A 15,956-nucleotide genomic window follows, 5' to 3' on the forward strand; every position below is an offset into this window, starting at 1 on the left:
CGGGATGGCCCGAACATGGCCGCACTGGCACGACGAGGCCGCCAGACGCGAGGATAGCATGCCGCATTACAACCGCATCCTGATCACCGGCGCGGCCGGGCGTCTCGGCTCGCAGCTTCGCGCCGGCCTTGCTCCGCTCGCCGGGGTGATCCGCCTTGCCGATCGCGAGCCACTCGGCCCGCTTGCTGCCCACGAGGAGGCGGCAATCTTCGACCTCGCCGATATGGAAGCCACGATCGCCGCGACCGAAGGATGCGATGCCATCGTCCATTTCGGCGGCGCGCCGACCGAACGCGAGTGGCAGGTGATTCTCGATTCCAGTATCCGCGGCTCCTATCACATCTACGAGGGCGCGCGGAAACACGGGGTCAAGCGCATCGTCTACGCCTCGTCCGTCCACGCGATCGGCTTCCACGAGATCGGCGCGCATATTTCAGTCGATGCGCCGGTGCGGCCCGACTGCCTCTATGGCGTCGGCAAGACCTTCGTGGAGAGCCTCAGCCGGCTCTACTGGGACAAGCACGGCATCGAGACGGCGTGCCTGCGCATCTTCTCGTCCTTCCCGGAGCCGGCCGATCGCCGGATGCTCTGGTCCTATCTGTCCTTCGCCGATTGCGTGCGCCTCGTCACGGCGGCGCTGAGCGCGCCCTTCGTCGGGCACACGATTGCCTTCGGCACCTCCGACAACGCGGTGAAGGCGGTGGACAATAGCGGTGCCGGCCATCTCGGCTATCACCCGCAGGACAACTCGGAGCCGTTCCGGGCCAAGGTCGAAGCCAGCTCCCCGGCACTCGACCCGCTATCGCCCGCGGGACTTTATCTCGGCGGCAAGTTCTGCGAAATGCCGCATCCGGATGACGAAGCGAAAGGCTGAAGGCCATCCCCCCGTCGAGCCGCCGCAGGGCAGCTTCGGTTGCTGATCGGGCGTTATGCGTGACCATGAACTTCGCGGGTGCGCCGGTGACAGCATGGAAATTATAGGCGCGGCGCATTGGACAGCCTCGGAACGAATACCCATTTCCTGGCATGAGTTCGAAGGAGAGATCCATGTCAGCCTACAGGAAGACAGAAGCTGCGATCGCCAGGCTGTCGCCCGAGGAATATCGGGTCACCCAGCAGAATGGGACCGAGCGCCCTGGAACCGGGGCACTTCTCGACAACAAGGAACCCGGCATCTATGTCGACATCGTCTCGGGTGAGCCGCTGTTTGCATCATCGGACAAATATGAGTCGGGCTGCGGATGGCCGAGCTTCACCAAGCCGATCGAACCGGCGAACGTGAATGAGCTGGGCGACGACGGCCACGGCATGGTCCGTACGGAAGTGCGTTCGACCCATGGCGACAGCCACCTCGGCCATGTTTTTCCGGACGGGCCCCGCGATCGCGGTGGCCTGCGTTACTGCATCAACTCGGCCTCGCTGCGCTTCGTGCCACGCGACGAGATGATCGAGCAGGGTTACAGAGACTATCTCGACCAGGTGGAGGATATCTGATGACGACCGAACGCGCTGTTCTCGCCGGGGGCTGCTTCTGGGGCATGCAGGATCTCATCCGCAAGCTGCCCGGCGTGGTTTCGACCCGGGTCGGTTACTCCGGTGGTGACGTGCCGAATGCGACCTATCGCCATCACGGCACCCATGCCGAGGCGATCGAGATCACCTTCGACCCCTCGCAGACCAGCTATCGCCGCTTGCTCGAATTCTTCTTCCAGATCCACGATCCGACCACGCTCAACCGCCAGGGCAACGACCGCGGCACCAGCTACCGCTCGGCGATCTATTTCAGCGGCGATGAGCAGAAGGCTGTTGCGCTCGATACGATCGCGGATGTCGATGCGTCGGGACTGTGGCCGGGCAAGGTCGTCACCGAAGTCGAGCCGGTCGGTGATTTCTGGGAGGCGGAGCCCGAGCATCAGGACTACCTCGAACGCATTCCGCATGGCTATACCTGCCATTTCATCCGCCCGGACTGGGTGTTACCGCGCAGGACAGGTGCCGCAGCCTGACAAATCCAGGGCTCTTCGCGTCCAACCGGTTTCGGCTCGACGCGGAGAGCCTGTCGGTTGATCGCGCCATCGCGCATGCCTCGCCTTACCCGGATACGACCAGACATCGGGCGCGAATCGATGCGGGCCAAGGCCGCTCGATTTGAACGAAACCTGCGGCAAGCGGCTACAAATGCAGCGCTTTCCGAACCACCATGATCACCGCAGGCGATTAGTTCGACGGACACCCTGTCCGCCATGTCCTGACATCGACATGTCTTGTCCAGCGCCGGCGCCTGCTGACCAGCATGCAGGGCGCCCCTTCGCCCGCGCGTGCTTCTCAAGCCGGCGGCTTGCTCCTACGGTCACCGCAGGACACAGACGCAAATCCCGCTCAGGAAGGTTTCCATGGCGCGCCACCACTTTGCTCCCACGCAATATTCGAACGTGCTCGCCACCCTGCCGCCCGTGCTGGAGATCGCCAGCGGCGACAGTGTCGTCACCACCACGCTCGATGCGGCGGGCTTCGGCGGCGACGGCGCGCAGCATGCCCCGCGCGGCAACCCGATGACCGGACCGTTCTTCGTCACTGGCGCGGAGCCCGGCGATGCCCTGCTCGTCACGATCGAGCGGATGACGCCTAACCGGAAGACCGGCTGGACCTATTCGCCATTGGCGCCCGGCGTGCTCGACCCCGCGATGCTGCACGAATTGCCGAAGCGCGAGCGCTATGAATGGGCGATCGACGCGCAGGCCGGCACCGTAAAGCTGCTCGAGCCCTCCGCCCGTATCAAGGACTGGAGCTTCCCGCTCGCGCCGATGCTCGGTTGCTTCGGCGTCGCGCCGGAACGCGCCCAGGCGATCTCGACCGCGACCAGCGGCGCCAATGGCGGCAATATGGATTATCGCCTGTTCGGACCGGGCGCGACCATCGCCTTCCCGGTCTTCGTCGATGGCGCGCTGTTCTTCCTCGGCGACGGCCATGCCTGCCAGGGCGATGGCGAGATCGCCGGCACCGGTGTCGAGACCTCGTTCGAGGTCGAATTCTCAGTGAAGCTCGTCAAGAAGCAGGGCCTCCGCTGGCCGCGCTGCGAGACCGAGACCGACCTGCTGGTGATCGCGAGCGGGCGCCCGCTCGACCAGCCGCTGCAATTCGCCACGACGGAATTGCTGCGCTGGGTCGGCGAGGCTCTCGGCGTCGATCCGATCGAGGCGAGCCATCTGCTCGGGCAGGCGGTGCGCTACGACATCGCCAATGTCTTCAACCCGGCCTATTGCGTCGCCGCGCGGCTGGAGAAGACCGAGCTCACGCAGGCGATGTCGTTCCGCGCCCGTAGCTAAGCACTCCATCCTTTTTGAAACGCCGTCCAAGAAGACCACGACCATGTCCGAGACTACCGCCGCCCTGAAGGCCGAACTGCTTCAGGCGATCGATCAGCGCCGCGACGAGATCGTCGCGCTGTTGCAACGCTTCCTGCGCATCAGGAGCGTCAACCCGCCGGGCGATACGCGCGAGGCCGCGGCCTTCGTGCGCGAGCTGCTTGATGCCGCCGGCGTGGCGCATCGCACCGAGGCCTTCGTGCCGGAGATGCCGAACATCATCAGCCGCTGGGAGGCGGGCCAGCCCGGCCGCCATCTCATGCTCAACGGCCATATGGACATCTTCCCGGTCACCAACGAGAAGCTCTGGGAAGCCGAGATCATCGACGGCAAGATCATGGGCCGCGGCGCCTCCGACATGAAGACCGGGACGCTCGCCTCGATCCTCGCGTTCTGCCAGCTCTATCCGCATCGCGAGAAGCTCAATGGGGCGCTGTCGCTGACCGTGGTTTCGGACGAGCAATCAGGCGGGCGCTACGGCACCAAGTTCCTGTTCGATGAATTCGGCGACGAGATGGAGGCCGATTGCTGCCTCAACGGCGAGCCGAGCGGCCTCGCCAACCTGCGCTTCACCGAGAAGGGCACGCTGCGCTTCTCGCTTTCGGCGAAAAGCATCGGCGGCCATGGCGGCTATGCCCACCGGGCGCGCAATCCGATCGCGGATGTGAGCCGGCTCGTGACCGCGATCTACGACCGCTACCATCTCAAGCTCGCCGCGCTGCCGCCCGAGATCGATGCGGTTCTGACCTCGGCCGAGACGATCGCGGCGGCCGATCTCAATCTCGGCAAAGGCGCGGGCGATGTCGCCCGGCGGATCACCGTCAATGTCGGCATCCTGCAGGGCGGGCAGAAGGCGACGCAGATCCCGACGCATTGCGTCGCCCATCTCGACATGCGCATCCCGATCGGCTCCGACCGCGACGCGATCCGCGCCGATCTCGAAACCCTCGCCCGCGAGGCCGATTGCGAGATGGTGGTCAACGAGGACCACAGCTATCCGGCGAGCCTGACCGATCCGTTCAGCGAGATGGCCAATATCCTGCGCGGCAATATCCGCGAGCTGCTCGGCCATGACGCGCCGCCGGTCTCCAGCTTGGGCGGCACCGACACCCGCTACTGGCGCTGGCGCGGCGTGCCCGCCCTGATCTGCGGGCCTTCGCCGATCAGCATGGGCACCGACGAGGAGCATGTCACCATCGACGAGGCGATCGCGGTGATGAAGCTGCACGTCGCCTGCGCGGTCGACTATCTCGGCTCGACGGGGCCGGCGGCCAAGTAAGGCTCAGGCCTCGGGGACCGGCGCCTCTTCGGCCAGCAGGCCCTCGGCCTTTAGATCGCGCCAGAGCGCGGCCGGTACCGGCCGCGCGACGAGGTCGAGATTGCGGGCGACCTCCTGCGGCGTCACCGCGCCGAGCACGATCGTCGCCACCGCCGGATGGGCGGCGCAGAAGGCGAGCGCCGCTTGCGGCAGGGCGACGCCATGGCTGGCACAGACCGCCTCGATCCGGGCAACGCGCGCCAGTACCTCCGGCGGCGCCGGCTTGTAATTGTAGAAGGCGCCGGGTCTGGCACCGGTGGCGAGAATGCCGGAGTTGAAGACTCCGGCCAGCATCACCGCGATCTTCTTCTCCAGCGCCAGCGGCAGGAACTCAGGCAGGGCGCCCTGCTCCAGCAGCGAATAGCGGCCGGCCAGCATCATCACATCGAAATCGCCTGATCGAGCGAAGCGGACGCACATCTCGGCCTCGTTGACGCCGACGCCGATGGCCCTGACCGCGCCGGACGCACGCAGCCTCTCCAGCGCGCGATAGGCGCCGTCCATCGCCTCGGAGAAGCGCTGCTCCATCCTGTCGCCATGGGTCCAGATATCGACGTCATGGATCAGCAGGATGTCGATATGGTCGGTGCCGAGGCGGAGCAGGGACTGCTCAAAGGAGCGCATCGCGCCATCATAGGTATAGTCGATCACCGCCGGGTGCGGCAGGCCGCCGGCATAGCCCGAGCCGTCGCGCTTCGGCTCGCCGGCCTGCATCCAGCGGCCGACCTTGGTGGAGATGATGACGCTGTCGCGCGGCACGCTGCGGAGTGCGGCACCGATGCGGTGCTCAGAGAGGCCGTGGCCGTAGAGCGGCGAGGTATCGACGAGATTGATGCCGGCCGCGAGCGCGGCACGGACCGTGTCCTGCGCCGCGGCCTCGTCGAGATGCCCATAGAGATCACCGAGCGGTGCGCCGCCAAAGCCGATCAGGCTGGGGATGAGGCCCGCGAAGGGACGGCCCGGCGGAACGGGGGAGGACGGAGCGGCCGCGTTCGCCATGGAAGACCCGTTTCAGACGAGGGACCGCAGAGTTGCGGATCGGCGGCAGGCGCGCAAGCCCACCGCCGATCGCAGACGCAGATCAGCCGCGCTGGGTCAGGTCGGCCGGCAGGTCGCGATTGTGGAATTTCTTGAAGACGGCGTTGAGTTCGCCATCGGCAACCTTCTTCTTGATCCAACCGTCGAGCCAGGACTTCAGTTCCGTCTCGCCCTGCGGCAGTGCGATGCCGAGATTAAGCTCCTGCTGCACGAACTTGGTCGCGAGCTTGGCGCCGCTGCGCTTCTCGTTCATCGCGGCGAGCACGGCGGTCTGGGTCGAGACGATGTCGACCTGGCCGGAGACGACGGCGGTGATCAGGGTCGCGTCGTCCTCGAAGCGGACGATCTCGGCGCCCTTGGAATTCTGCGTCACCATCTGGTCGTTGACGGTGGCGCGGGTCACCGCGATGCGCTTGCCGGTCAGGTCCTTGTAATCCTTGATCTCGACGCCGTCGGGGCCGGCGACGATGATGTTCAACGTCGCATAGGGCACCGAGAAATCGACCGCCTTCTTGCGCTCGGCGGTGATGCCGAGATTGGCGACAAGGATGTCGGCCTTGCGGGTCTGGATCGTCGGCACGCGGGCAGCGTTGGTGATCTCGATCAGCTCGAGCTGGACGCCCAGATCCTTGGCGATCAGCTTCGCGGTCTCGACATCGGAGCCGGTCGGCTTGAGCTGGCCGTCGACGAAGGCGAAGAGCGGCACGCCCATCGCGACCGCGACGCGGATCTTGCCGGCCTTCTTGATGTCGGCGAGCTGATCGGCATGGGCTGCGCTGCCCAGGGCAAGGAAGGCGCCGGCGGTCGCGGCGAGACCGAGGGCAGAGCGGCGGGTGATCGTGGTCATGGTCGTTTCCCTTTTCGTTGTCGTTATGGTCGTCGGGCGGCCGGACGGCCGCGGGATCGTCAGAGCCCGTTGGCGAGGAATTCCCTGAGCTCGGGGGTCTGAGGATTTGCGAGCATCTCGCCGGCGCCGGTCTCCCAGACCTTGCCGGTGTGCATGAAGATGACGCGGTCGGCGACGCGCCGGGCGAAGGCCATCTCGTGGGTGACGACGAGCATGGTCATGCCGCCCTTCGCCAGCGCTTCCATGACCTTGAGCACCTCGCCGGTGAGATGCGGATCGAGCGCCGAGGTGACTTCGTCGAACAGCATGACCTTGGGCTCCATCGCCAGCGAGCGGGCGATAGCGACCCGCTGCTGCTGGCCGCCGGAGAGCTGCTCTGGATAGGCATCGATCTTGTCGGAGAGGCCGACGCGGGCGAGCGCCTCCACGGCGATATGGCGGGCTTCCGCCTGCGGCGTCTTGCGCACGCGCCGGGGGGCCAGCGTGATGTTCTCTGCCACCGTCAGATGCGGGAAGAGGTTGTAGCTCTGGAAGACCATGCCGACATCGCGGCGCAAAGCGCGCAGGTCGAGCTGGGGATCGTCGACGCGCCGGCCATGGACCTCGATCTCGCCCGACTGGATCGTCTCCAGCCGGTTGACGCAGCGCAGAGCCGTCGACTTGCCCGAGCCGGACCGGCCGATGACGGCCACGACCTCGCCCGGCGCCACGTCGAAGGAGACGCCCTTCAGGACCTCCACCTCGCCGAAGCGCTTGTGGACGTCACGCAGGCTGACGGCGGCCGACATTGAGTTTCCTTTCGAGCGCCCGGCTGAGCCGCGACAGCGGGTAGCAGAGTGCGAAATAGAGGGCGCCTGCGATGCCGAAGACGAGGAAGGGCTGGAACAGCGAGTTGTTGATGACCTGGCTGGCGCGGGTCAGCTCGACGAAGCCGACGACCGAGGCGAGCGAGGTGTTCTTGAGCACCTGAACGAGGAAGCCGACCGTCGGCGGCGTCGCGATCCGCATCGCCTGCGGCAGGATGACGTCGACCAGCGTCTGCCAGCGCGTCAGGCCGAGGCATTCGGCCGCCTCGCTCTGGGTGCGCGGCACGGACTGGACACAGCCACGCCAGATCTCGCCGAGGAAGGCGCTGCAATAGATCATCAGCGAGATCGCGGCGGCGAGCAGCGCCGGCAGCTCGATCCCGACCACGGCGAGGCCGAAATAGATCAGGAACAGCACGATCAGCAGCGGCGTGCCCTGGATGACGTCGACATAGATCATCGACACCGCCCGGATCCAGCGGGTCCGCGCGGTGCGTGCCAGCATCACCACGAAACCGGCGAGGCTGCCCAGCCCGAAGGCGAGCACGGTCAGCACGACCGTCCAGAGCGTCGCCTGCAGCAGATACACGAAGTGAACGAGGGTGAAGCCGCCCATCACGCCCTCACAGAGCCGTGCCGAGGCGCCGGCGGCGCGGGAAGATGATCTGGCCGAAGCCGTAGAAGGCGAGCTTCAGGAGGACGGCGAGCAGGAGATAGAGAACGGCGACGACGATGTAGGTCTCGAAGGCGCGGAAGGTGAAGGACTGGATGTTGTTGGCGACCGCCGTCAGCTCCTCGGCCGAGATCTGCGAGGTGATCGAGGAGGCCAGCATCATCAGCACGAACTGGCTGGTCAGCGCCGGATAGACCCGCTCCAGCGCCGGGCGCAGGATCACGTCCCAGTAGATCTGCGGCTGCGAGAGGCCCAGCGCCTGCGCCGCCTCGATCTGGCCGGGATGGATCGTGTCCATGCCGGCCCGGACGATCTCGGCGGTATAGGCGCCGACATTGATGACCAGCGTCAGCACAGCGGCGACCAGGATCGGCAATTTGATGCCGATGCTGGAGAGCCCGAAGAAGATGAAGAAGATCTGGATCAGGTAGGGCGTGTTGCGGATCGTCTCGATATAGAAGCCGCAGAGCCATTGCAGGGCGGGCGAGGCGCTGCGCCGACCGATGGCGCAGAGGATGCCGATCGCCAGCCCGAAGACGACGGCGAAGGCGGTCATCTGCAGCGTGGTCAGCGCGCCGCTGAGGAATTCCGGCCAGTGCTCGACGAGGGCGCCGAAATCGAATTTGTAGCGCATCGTCCGGCCCTCCCCGTCAGCGCGCGAGCCAGCCGCCGTCGACCGGCAGCACGACGCCGTGGATATAGGCAGCCGCCTCGGAGGCGAGGAACACGGCGGCGCCGCCGATTTCCTGCGGCTTGCCCCAATGCCCGGCCGGGATGCGCGCGAGGATCGCCTCGTTGCGGGCGGGATCGGCGCGCAGGGCTTCCGTGTTGTTGGTGACGAAATAGCCGGGTGCGATCGCGTTGACGTTGATGCCCTTCCCCGCCCATTCGCAGGCGAGCAACCGCGTCAATCCGGCGAGCCCGCTCTTCGAGGCGGTGTAGGAGGGGATGCGGATGCCGCCCTGGAAGGAGAGCAGCGAGGCGATGTTGATGACCTTGCCACCCTTGCCGTCGGCGAGCATGCGCTTGGCGACCCCTTGAGTCAGGAAGAAGGTCGACTTCAGGTTGACGTCCATCACCGCGTCCCAGTCGGCCTCGGTGAAGTCGATGGCGTCGGCGCGGCGGATGATACCGGCATTGTTGACGAGGATGTCGAGACGCGAGCCGTCGGCCTTCGCGGCGGCGTCGGCCTGCTCGACGATGCCGGCGATCGGCTGCAGCGTTGCCAGATCGGCGGTGATCTCATGGAAAGGATTGCCGGTTTCCGCCACCAGCGCCTTCGTCTGCGCCATGCTGGAACGACCGACCGCGACGATGCCGGCCCCCGCCTGAGCCATGGCGACCGCAATCGCCTGGCCGAGCCCGGTATTGGCGCCGGTGACGATCGCCGTGCGGCCGGTCAGGTCGAAGGGCGAGGCCATCAGCGCAGGTCCCCGGTGGCGACCATGTCCATGTCGGTGTAGTCGACATTGTCGCCGCCCATGCCCCAGATGAAGGAATAGGCCTTCGTTCCGACGCCGGAATGGATCGACCAGCCCGGCGACAGGATCGCCTGCTCGTTGGCGACGACGAGATGACGGGTCTCCTGCGGCTCGCCCATCAGATGGAAGACGCGGGCATCGGCCGGCACGTCGAAATAGAGGTAGATCTCGCAGCGCCTGTCATGGGTGTGCGAGGGCATGGTGTTCCAGATGCTGCCCTCGTCCAGCGTGGTCACGCCCATGACGAGCTGGCAGGTCTCGCAGACACCGGGGATGATGTACTGGCGGATCGTGCGCTTGTTGGCGGTGGCCTGCTCGCCGAGATGCAGCGTCTTGGCATCCGCTTCGCGGATCACCCTGGTCGGGTGCACGGCATGGGCCGGGGTGGAGAGCAGGTAGAACTTAGCCGGATTCGCATCATCGTCGCTGGCGAAGGAAACCTCGCCCGCCTCCTTGCCGACATAGAGCGCATCGCGTTTGGCCAGAGCGTAATCCTTGCCGCCGACGGAGACCTTGCCGGGACCGCCGACATTGACGATGCCGAGCTCGCGGCGCTTCAGGAAGGCATCGGTCCCGACAGCCTTCGGCGTCGGCAGCACGACCGGCTTGCCCCCCGGCATGGCGCCGCCGACGATGACGCGGTCGAGATGGCTATAGGTCAGCTTGACCTCGCCGGAAACGAACAGCGTCTCGATCAGGAAATGGCGGCGCAATTCGGCGGTGTCGAAGCCCTTCACGGCCTCCGGATGCGAAACCTGGCGGATGTCGATGGTCATGTCGTCTCCAGTCGGGCGACCGGCGGAGCGGCGCGCCGTGGCCGCTCCGAACCGTCGCCCATGTCGAAATAGGGGCTGTTGAGGGCGGCGACCGCGTCGAGGTCGTCGAAGAGCTTGCCGAGATGCTCGCCCATGGCGTGGGCCGCGGCTTCCGCATCGCCGCGGCGGATCGCCTCGACCACCGCGCCATGCTCGCGCAGCACGCGCTCCATGCGGCCCTGCTGCGGCAGGGTGAGCCGGCGGAAACGGTCCATCTGCAGCTTCACCTGCTGGGTGAAGCGCCAGATGCCGGGATAGCCGGCAAGCTCGGCGATGCCGGCATGAAAGGCGTCGTCGGACTGGTGGAAGAGCTCGCGCTCGCCGCGATCGGCCCGCGCCGCCAGTTCATCCATGATGCGGGCGAGCCCGTCGGCCCGGCCGGCGCCATGTTGTGCGGCGAGCCTCGCGCAGGTCTCTTCCAGCGAACGGCGGATCACCAGCGCCTCGGGCAGGGCCCGGAACGGGATCAGCGCGGCGAAAGTGCCCGACTGCGGGAAGATCGAGACCAGCCCCTCGTCGGCGAGCTTCAGCAGGGCCTCGCGCACCGGCGTGCGGCTGACCGCATGGGCCTCTGCGATGTCCTTCTCGACGATCGGGGTGCCGGGCGGGATGGCGAGCGAGACAATCTCGGCGCGCAGCGCATCGCGGATCACCGCGGCGGCCGTGCGCCGTCCCGATGAACCCGAACCCGCAGCCATGATGCCACCGACCGTCAATGCGCGCCCTCCCAAGGCTTTGTTTCGCGATTCATATACTAGTATATTAGTTGCGGGCAAGCCGATTTTCGAGATGCGCGCGCAAACGCATCAGGGCCGCTGCGGTGGCAGCGGCCCTGATCGATAACCAATTGGAACGGCGTGCGGCTTCAGACGGCCGAGGTCAGGCGCCGACCTTGGCGAGCACATCGGCACGCAGGAAGCGCTCGATGAACAGCATGAACAGCACCGAGGGCACGAGCAGGATCAGCGCCGTGATCGAGGCGACCTGATAATTGCCGCCCATCGCCGCGCTGTAGAGCAGGAGCGGCAGGGTCGTGACCTGCGGCACGCCGACGAAGAAGGTGCCGGTGAACTCGTCCAGCGACTCAAGAAAGACGAAGATGCCGCTGGCGATGATGCCGGGCGCCGCCAGAGGCAGCGTCACCGAGAAGAAAGCCTTGAGCGGCGACGCGCCGATATTGCGGGCGGCGAGCTCGAGATCCTTGTCGACGGCGGCGAAGGCCGCGGCCGCGATCCAAACGGAATAGACGAGACCATGCGCGGCATGGACGAGCACCACGGCGAAAACGGTTCCGTTGATGCCGAGCGAATAGAAGACGCGGGCGACGTTGATGTAGATCGCAACCGAGGGGAAGGCCTGCGGCAGCAGGAACAGCACCATGAAGAAGGCGCGCGCCGGCAGCTTCAATCGCGCCAGCGCATAGCCGGCGGGAATCGAGAGCGCGAGCGCGACGAGCACCGTCAGCACCGCGATCCAGACCGAGGTGCCGAGCGAGGCCATGGCGTCGCCGGTCGGGCGGAAGACCTGCTCCCAGTAGCGCGTGCCGTAGACGACCGGCAATTTGTAGGGCGTGTACCAGCGCTCGGCGACGGACCAGAGCGCCAGATTGACCAGCGGCCCGATCAGGAAGAAGGCGAAGGCCGCGAGCGCGAAGGCCGCAAGGACCATGCGCAGGCCGGAGACGGCGCGGATCATGGCGCGTTCTCCTTCGCCATGCCGCGCTTGAGGTAGATGATCGCCGCGCCGGCCGAGATCAGATAGGTGATGACGCCAAGCGCATTGGCCGTGGCGTAGTCGCCATAGGCGTTGATGCGGAAGGCCATGTCGACGGTCAGCATGGTCGGCTGCGAGCCCGCCACCATCATCGGCACCGAGAGCACCGACAGCATCGTCACGAAGGAGAGGACGAGCGCGACGAGGAGCTGCGGCATCACCTGCGGCAAGGCGAGTTCAACGAGGACGCGCATGCGAGAGGCGCCGAGATTGCGGCCGGCCTCCAGCGTGGCGCGGTCAAGCGAGGCGAGCGCGCCGGCCAGCAGCAGCGCGACGAAGGGCGTCTGCTTCCAGACGAAGGTCGCGATGATGCCGCGCCAATCAAGGAAGCTCACCGCCTGCAACGGTTCCATCAAGCCCATGGAGACGAAGGTGTTGTTCATCAGGCCGTTCTTGGCGAGGAAGGTGCGCATGCACTGCGCCGCGACGATGAAGGGGATGAAGAGCGGCCAGCGATAGAGCGCCTTCAGCGTGCCGACGATCCAGCGGTTCTCACCCATCGTCAGCGTGCCGGCGATGATGATGGCGGCAAGCCCGGTCAGCAGGCAGGACGACAGAACGATGATGACAGTGAAGACGACATCGCCGGAGTAAAGCTCCCACGCCTTGCCGAAGGCCTGCAGCGAAAAGCCTCCCTCAGGCCCGGTGAAGGCCGAGATCAGCGAGAAGCAGAGCGGATAGAGGAACAATGCCGCGACGAGCGCGAGGCCGGGCGCGATCAGCAGCAAGGCGAGATTGCGTTGGGAAAGGGACATTCTCGGTTCCGGCTAACCAATCGCGCTGAGCTAGAAGGGGTGTCATGGCCGGGGCTTGACCCGGCCATCTCGAAAACCAGAGCGAGCTGGTCATGAAATCCTCGGATCAAGCCCGAGGATGACGGAGGGCGTGGCACGAGTTGACGCGGAGGCCACGCCGCCCCGTCAGGCGAACCTCAGTTCGCGACCTTCTTCTCGTAGCCCTCAAGGATGTCGTTGAAATAGGGCGCGATCGGGAAGGGCTTGCCGTTCTTGGCGAGCTCAGCCGGGGTGACGTCGGTGAAGAGCTTGTCCCAGGCGGCCTTGTCGAGCTTGCCTTCGAGGTTCTTGGCGTCGATGCCCGGATACCAGTTGAACTTCTTGACGATGCCGTCGGCCTGGACCTGCGGCGAGGTCGCGAGCGCGATGAAGGCCTCGGCCAGCTTCTTCTGGGCCGACTTCTCCGGCACGGCATAATACATCGGCTGGCCGGGCATGCCGGGCGAGACGAGCTTCAGCTTCATGTTCGGCGGCAGCTTGCCGTCGGCCTGCCAAGAATAGAACATGTCGACCCAGACCGGGCCGATCGCGATCTCGCCGCGGTTCAGCATGTCGAGCGTGCCGGCATTGCCGGGGGTGATCACGACATTGGCATTGAAGGCCTTGAGATCGGCGAAGGCCTTGTCCCAGCTCGTCTTGGTAGCCGCGTCATAGGGGCCCTTCATCAACTTCTCGGCGTCACCGCCGAAGGCATAGACCCAGCCGGCGACGAAGGAGACGCCGGACATGCCGCCCTTGATGCCGTTATAGCCGAACTGCTTCGGGTTCTTCTTGGCCCAATCGGCGAGCTCGGCGAAGGTCGCCGGCGGCGTCTTGACCATGTCGGCATTGTAGGCGAGCGCGGTCTGCGACTGGAACATCGGAATGACGAAGCCGCTGACATCGGTGCCGAGCGAATTCTTCGCGGAGTCACCGGTGGCGAGCTTGGCCGTCTCGACATTGGCCGTGTACTTGTTGAGCAGGCCTTCCTTGACCATCTGGCCGGCCGCTTTCTGATGGATGACGAGCACGTCGAAATCGGTCGAGGCCGCGCCCTTCTGGGCGTCGAGCTTCTCGTAGATCTTCTGCGAACCGGAATCGCCCGGGCCGGTACCGACCGAGACGACCTTCACGCCGGGATGGGCCTTCTCGAACATCGGCCCGAGATAGTCCTTGACGTAGTCGACCATGTTCTGGTCGCCGGCGGAGGCGACGTTGAGGGTCTGCGCGGATAGCGGCGATGCCACGATCAGCGCAGCAAGCGAGCAGGCAAGCGTGAGGATGCGCATGGGTCTGACTCCCTGTCAGGCGGCAATCCCGGCCTCGGTCGCCGGGAAGATGTGAAGGCGCTGCAGCGGAATGCGCAGCCCGACCTTCGTTCCGAGTTCGTGACGGCCGGTATCGTCGACCGTGATCTGGCGGCCGGCGGCTTCGACCTTGTAGCGGTAGATGCCACCGGGATAGGCGCGCGCGGCGATCGTGCCGGGGACGACGAGATCGCCGCCGGCCGCCGCCGCATCAAGGGCGCCGAGGCTCGCGACGTCGTCGCGGAAATAGGCGAGCGCATCACCGTTCGGCAGCACTGCTGCCGCAGCGCCTGCAAGCGTCGCGCGGGCCTCGCCGGCCGCGACGGAAGCCCGGCCCTCCTCGCGGTTGATGCTGAGCGGCAGGACATTCTCCGCGCCCATGAAATTGGCGACGAAGGCGCTGGCCGGGCGGTCATAGACCTCCTCGGGCGTGCCGACCTGAGCGACCCGGCCAGCCTGCATGATGACGAGCCGGTCGGCCATGGTCATGGCCTCCTCGCGGTCATGGGTGACGTGGACGGCGGTCAGGCCGAGCCGCTGCTGAATGGCGCGGATCTCGTGGCGCATCACCATGCGGATCTTGGCGTCGAGATTGGAGAGCGGCTCGTCGAGCAGGAGGATGCCGGGATCGATCGCAAGCGCCCGGCCGAGCGCAACGCGCTGGCGCTGGCCGCCGGAGAGGGCCGTGACCTTGCGGTCCTCATACCCGGCAAGCCCGAGGAAACCTAGCATCTGGCCAACCTTCGCGGCGATCTCGGCCTTCGACTTGCCCCGCAGCTTGAGGCCGTAGCCGATATTCTGGAGCACGGTCATATGCGGCCAGAGCGCATAGGACTGGAAGACCATAGCCATGCCGCGCTTTTCCGGCGGCAGTCCGGCGACATCCTTGCCGCCGACGACGATCGAGCCTTCCTCGACCGGAACGAAACCGGAGAGCGAGCGCAGCAACGTGGTCTTGCCGCAGCCGGAGGAACCGAGGAGCGCGGTGAAGCTGCCGGGCGTGAAATCCAGATCGATGCCGTGCAGCACGCGCGTGCCGCCATAGGCGACCTTGAGACCGCGCACGCCGATGGCTGCGCCGCTACCCGCTCTGGCTTGCGTTTCCGGCTGCAAGGCGCCTACTCCCCCGGCTCTGCTCTTATCGCCTGACAATGGAATATTTCTTCCATCGCCGGCTCAGTTGAAATAAACGTTACGCACGGGGCGCAGTCTATGCAAGAGCTTTGTGAAACTCGGATGACAGTGCGGATTCATTCTCTCTGGCTGATGCCGGCGCCTGCGGACGAAGCGATGCTGGCCGGAATCATCGGCGAGCTGTCGGGCCGTTTCGGCACGCCGCTCTTCGCCCCGCATCTGACATTGCAGGGCGACACCGAGACGACGCCCGAGCTGCTGAGGCAGGCGATCACCGCGGCCGCCGGGGCGGTCGAGGCCTTCGCGGAGCCGGTCTCCGTCGTCGAAGGCAGCGACGCCTATTTCCGCTCGTTCTATGCCCGCTTCGCCGTCTCGCCCGCTTTGGCGAAGCTGAAGCAGTCGCTCGATCCCAGCGGCTTCGCGAGCTTCATGCCGCATGTCTCGCTGCTCTATGGGGAGGTCGAGGCGGGTGCGAAGGCTGCAGCCATCGCCGAGATCAACGCCCGCCTCGCCGGGCGCGCCATCCGCTTCGACCGCGTGGGCATCGTGACCTCCGGACAGGATGTGCCGATCGCCGACTGGCAGGTCGTGGCGAGCGTCGCACTACGTTCAGCCTGAGCCTTCCG

General features: G+C 66.1%; 18 protein-coding genes. 6 read left to right on the forward strand and 12 right to left on the reverse strand.

The features are described from left to right. Window positions 1-58: 58 nt before the first annotated feature. From AC1RLU_RS19835 to AC1RLU_RS19855, 5 genes are all read left to right on the forward strand, one after another. Entirely contained in the window at window positions 59-874 is an 816-nt protein-coding gene (locus AC1RLU_RS19835) for an NAD-dependent epimerase/dehydratase family protein (RefSeq protein WP_492797726.1), read from the forward strand. A gap of 173 nt (window positions 875-1,047) precedes the next feature. Beyond that, window positions 1,048-1,494, forward strand: coding sequence for a peptide-methionine (R)-S-oxide reductase MsrB (gene msrB / locus AC1RLU_RS19840; RefSeq protein WP_492797728.1), 447 nt, complete (start codon window positions 1,048-1,050; stop codon window positions 1,492-1,494). Then, window positions 1,494-2,006: a peptide-methionine (S)-S-oxide reductase MsrA gene (msrA, locus tag AC1RLU_RS19845; protein ID WP_492797729.1), complete on the forward strand. Its 513-nt coding sequence runs from the start codon at window positions 1,494-1,496 to the stop codon at window positions 2,004-2,006. Before msrB ends, msrA begins: the two co-directional genes overlap by 1 nt. Before the next feature lie 387 nt (window positions 2,007-2,393). Beyond that, entirely contained in the window at window positions 2,394-3,326 is a 933-nt protein-coding gene (locus AC1RLU_RS19850) for an acetamidase/formamidase family protein (protein WP_492797730.1), read from the forward strand. A gap of 43 nt (window positions 3,327-3,369) precedes the next feature. Next, a complete protein-coding gene (locus AC1RLU_RS19855; protein WP_492797732.1) occupies window positions 3,370-4,644 on the forward strand; it encodes a M20/M25/M40 family metallo-hydrolase in 1,275 nt (424 codons plus the stop codon). 3 nt (window positions 4,645-4,647) lie between these two features. On the opposite strand, the gene AC1RLU_RS19860 is transcribed toward AC1RLU_RS19855, so the two are convergent. The 12 genes from AC1RLU_RS19860 to AC1RLU_RS19915 form a co-directional block, all read right to left on the reverse strand. Next, on the reverse strand, window positions 4,648-5,682 hold the full coding sequence (locus AC1RLU_RS19860; protein WP_492797734.1) for an aldo/keto reductase: 1,035 nt from the start codon (window positions 5,680-5,682) through the stop codon (window positions 4,648-4,650). Between the two features lie 82 nt (window positions 5,683-5,764). Then, window positions 5,765-6,568, reverse strand: coding sequence for a transporter substrate-binding domain-containing protein (locus AC1RLU_RS19865; RefSeq protein ID WP_492797735.1), 804 nt, complete (start codon window positions 6,566-6,568; stop codon window positions 5,765-5,767). 59 nt (window positions 6,569-6,627) lie between these two features. Further along, window positions 6,628-7,356: an amino acid ABC transporter ATP-binding protein gene (locus AC1RLU_RS19870; protein ID WP_061971808.1), complete on the reverse strand. Its 729-nt coding sequence runs from the start codon at window positions 7,354-7,356 to the stop codon at window positions 6,628-6,630. Beyond that, window positions 7,331-7,990, reverse strand: coding sequence for an amino acid ABC transporter permease (locus tag AC1RLU_RS19875; RefSeq protein ID WP_492797737.1), 660 nt, complete (start codon window positions 7,988-7,990; stop codon window positions 7,331-7,333). Before AC1RLU_RS19875 ends, AC1RLU_RS19870 begins: the two co-directional genes overlap by 26 nt. Before the next feature lie 7 nt (window positions 7,991-7,997). Further along, window positions 7,998-8,681, reverse strand: coding sequence for an amino acid ABC transporter permease (locus AC1RLU_RS19880; RefSeq protein WP_492797739.1), 684 nt, complete (start codon window positions 8,679-8,681; stop codon window positions 7,998-8,000). Window positions 8,682-8,697: 16 nt separating this feature from the next. Beyond that, window positions 8,698-9,468: a 2-dehydro-3-deoxy-D-gluconate 5-dehydrogenase KduD gene (gene kduD, locus AC1RLU_RS19885; protein ID WP_492797741.1), complete on the reverse strand. Its 771-nt coding sequence runs from the start codon at window positions 9,466-9,468 to the stop codon at window positions 8,698-8,700. Then, complete coding sequence (gene kduI / locus AC1RLU_RS19890) at window positions 9,468-10,304, reverse strand: 5-dehydro-4-deoxy-D-glucuronate isomerase (protein WP_492797743.1); 837 nt, start codon at window positions 10,302-10,304, stop codon at window positions 9,468-9,470. Before kduI ends, kduD begins: the two co-directional genes overlap by 1 nt. After that, window positions 10,301-11,041 (reverse strand): GntR family transcriptional regulator, encoded by a 741-nt coding sequence (locus AC1RLU_RS19895; protein ID WP_492797744.1) that lies wholly within the window; start codon window positions 11,039-11,041, stop codon window positions 10,301-10,303. Before AC1RLU_RS19895 ends, kduI begins: the two co-directional genes overlap by 4 nt. Window positions 11,042-11,222: 181 nt before the next feature. Continuing rightward, window positions 11,223-12,038, reverse strand: a complete 816-nt coding sequence (locus AC1RLU_RS19900) for an ABC transporter permease (RefSeq protein ID WP_061971798.1) — start codon at window positions 12,036-12,038, stop codon at window positions 11,223-11,225. Then, window positions 12,035-12,871 (reverse strand): ABC transporter permease, encoded by an 837-nt coding sequence (locus AC1RLU_RS19905; RefSeq protein ID WP_492797745.1) that lies wholly within the window; start codon window positions 12,869-12,871, stop codon window positions 12,035-12,037. The genes AC1RLU_RS19900 and AC1RLU_RS19905 overlap by 4 nt, the downstream gene beginning before the upstream one ends. Window positions 12,872-13,047: 176 nt before the next feature. Further along, on the reverse strand, window positions 13,048-14,178 hold the full coding sequence (locus AC1RLU_RS19910; protein WP_492797746.1) for an ABC transporter substrate-binding protein: 1,131 nt from the start codon (window positions 14,176-14,178) through the stop codon (window positions 13,048-13,050). Between the two features lie 15 nt (window positions 14,179-14,193). Continuing rightward, a complete protein-coding gene (locus AC1RLU_RS19915; RefSeq protein ID WP_492797748.1) occupies window positions 14,194-15,309 on the reverse strand; it encodes an ABC transporter ATP-binding protein in 1,116 nt (371 codons plus the stop codon). A gap of 153 nt (window positions 15,310-15,462) precedes the next feature. Between AC1RLU_RS19915 and AC1RLU_RS19920 the strand changes: the two genes are divergently transcribed. After that, a complete protein-coding gene (locus tag AC1RLU_RS19920; protein ID WP_492798211.1) occupies window positions 15,463-15,948 on the forward strand; it encodes a haloacid dehalogenase in 486 nt (161 codons plus the stop codon). The last annotated feature ends 8 nt before the right edge of the window (window positions 15,949-15,956 follow it).

This window comes from Allobosea sp. GW822-FHT05A11, from assembly GCF_058800455.1.

What these genes read in the sequence shown, in the direction of transcription:
- AC1RLU_RS19870 (WP_061971808.1), bottom strand. Translation starts at nt 7,356, where the DNA reads ATGTCGGCCGCCGTCAGCCTGCGTGACGTCCACAAGCGCTTCGGCGAG.
- AC1RLU_RS19850 (WP_492797730.1), top strand. Translation starts at nt 2,394, where the DNA reads ATGGCGCGCCACCACTTTGCTCCCACGCAATATTCGAACGTGCTCGCC.
- AC1RLU_RS19835 (WP_492797726.1), top strand. Translation starts at nt 59, where the DNA reads ATGCCGCATTACAACCGCATCCTGATCACCGGCGCGGCCGGGCGTCTC.
- AC1RLU_RS19865 (WP_492797735.1), bottom strand. Translation starts at nt 6,568, where the DNA reads ATGACCACGATCACCCGCCGCTCTGCCCTCGGTCTCGCCGCGACCGCC.
- AC1RLU_RS19880 (WP_492797739.1), bottom strand. Translation starts at nt 8,681, where the DNA reads ATGCGCTACAAATTCGATTTCGGCGCCCTCGTCGAGCACTGGCCGGAA.
- AC1RLU_RS19875 (WP_492797737.1), bottom strand. Translation starts at nt 7,990, where the DNA reads ATGGGCGGCTTCACCCTCGTTCACTTCGTGTATCTGCTGCAGGCGACG.
- kduI (WP_492797743.1), bottom strand. Translation starts at nt 10,304, where the DNA reads ATGACCATCGACATCCGCCAGGTTTCGCATCCGGAGGCCGTGAAGGGC.
- msrB (WP_492797728.1), top strand. Translation starts at nt 1,048, where the DNA reads ATGTCAGCCTACAGGAAGACAGAAGCTGCGATCGCCAGGCTGTCGCCC.
- AC1RLU_RS19860 (WP_492797734.1), bottom strand. Translation starts at nt 5,682, where the DNA reads ATGGCGAACGCGGCCGCTCCGTCCTCCCCCGTTCCGCCGGGCCGTCCC.
- kduD (WP_492797741.1), bottom strand. Translation starts at nt 9,468, where the DNA reads ATGGCCTCGCCCTTCGACCTGACCGGCCGCACGGCGATCGTCACCGGC.
- AC1RLU_RS19895 (WP_492797744.1), bottom strand. Translation starts at nt 11,041, where the DNA reads ATGGCTGCGGGTTCGGGTTCATCGGGACGGCGCACGGCCGCCGCGGTG.
- msrA (WP_492797729.1), top strand. Translation starts at nt 1,494, where the DNA reads ATGACGACCGAACGCGCTGTTCTCGCCGGGGGCTGCTTCTGGGGCATG.
- AC1RLU_RS19910 (WP_492797746.1), bottom strand. Translation starts at nt 14,178, where the DNA reads ATGCGCATCCTCACGCTTGCCTGCTCGCTTGCTGCGCTGATCGTGGCA.
- AC1RLU_RS19900 (WP_061971798.1), bottom strand. Translation starts at nt 12,038, where the DNA reads ATGATCCGCGCCGTCTCCGGCCTGCGCATGGTCCTTGCGGCCTTCGCG.
- AC1RLU_RS19855 (WP_492797732.1), top strand. Translation starts at nt 3,370, where the DNA reads ATGTCCGAGACTACCGCCGCCCTGAAGGCCGAACTGCTTCAGGCGATC.
- AC1RLU_RS19920 (WP_492798211.1), top strand. Translation starts at nt 15,463, where the DNA reads ATGCCGGCGCCTGCGGACGAAGCGATGCTGGCCGGAATCATCGGCGAG.
- AC1RLU_RS19905 (WP_492797745.1), bottom strand. Translation starts at nt 12,871, where the DNA reads ATGTCCCTTTCCCAACGCAATCTCGCCTTGCTGCTGATCGCGCCCGGC.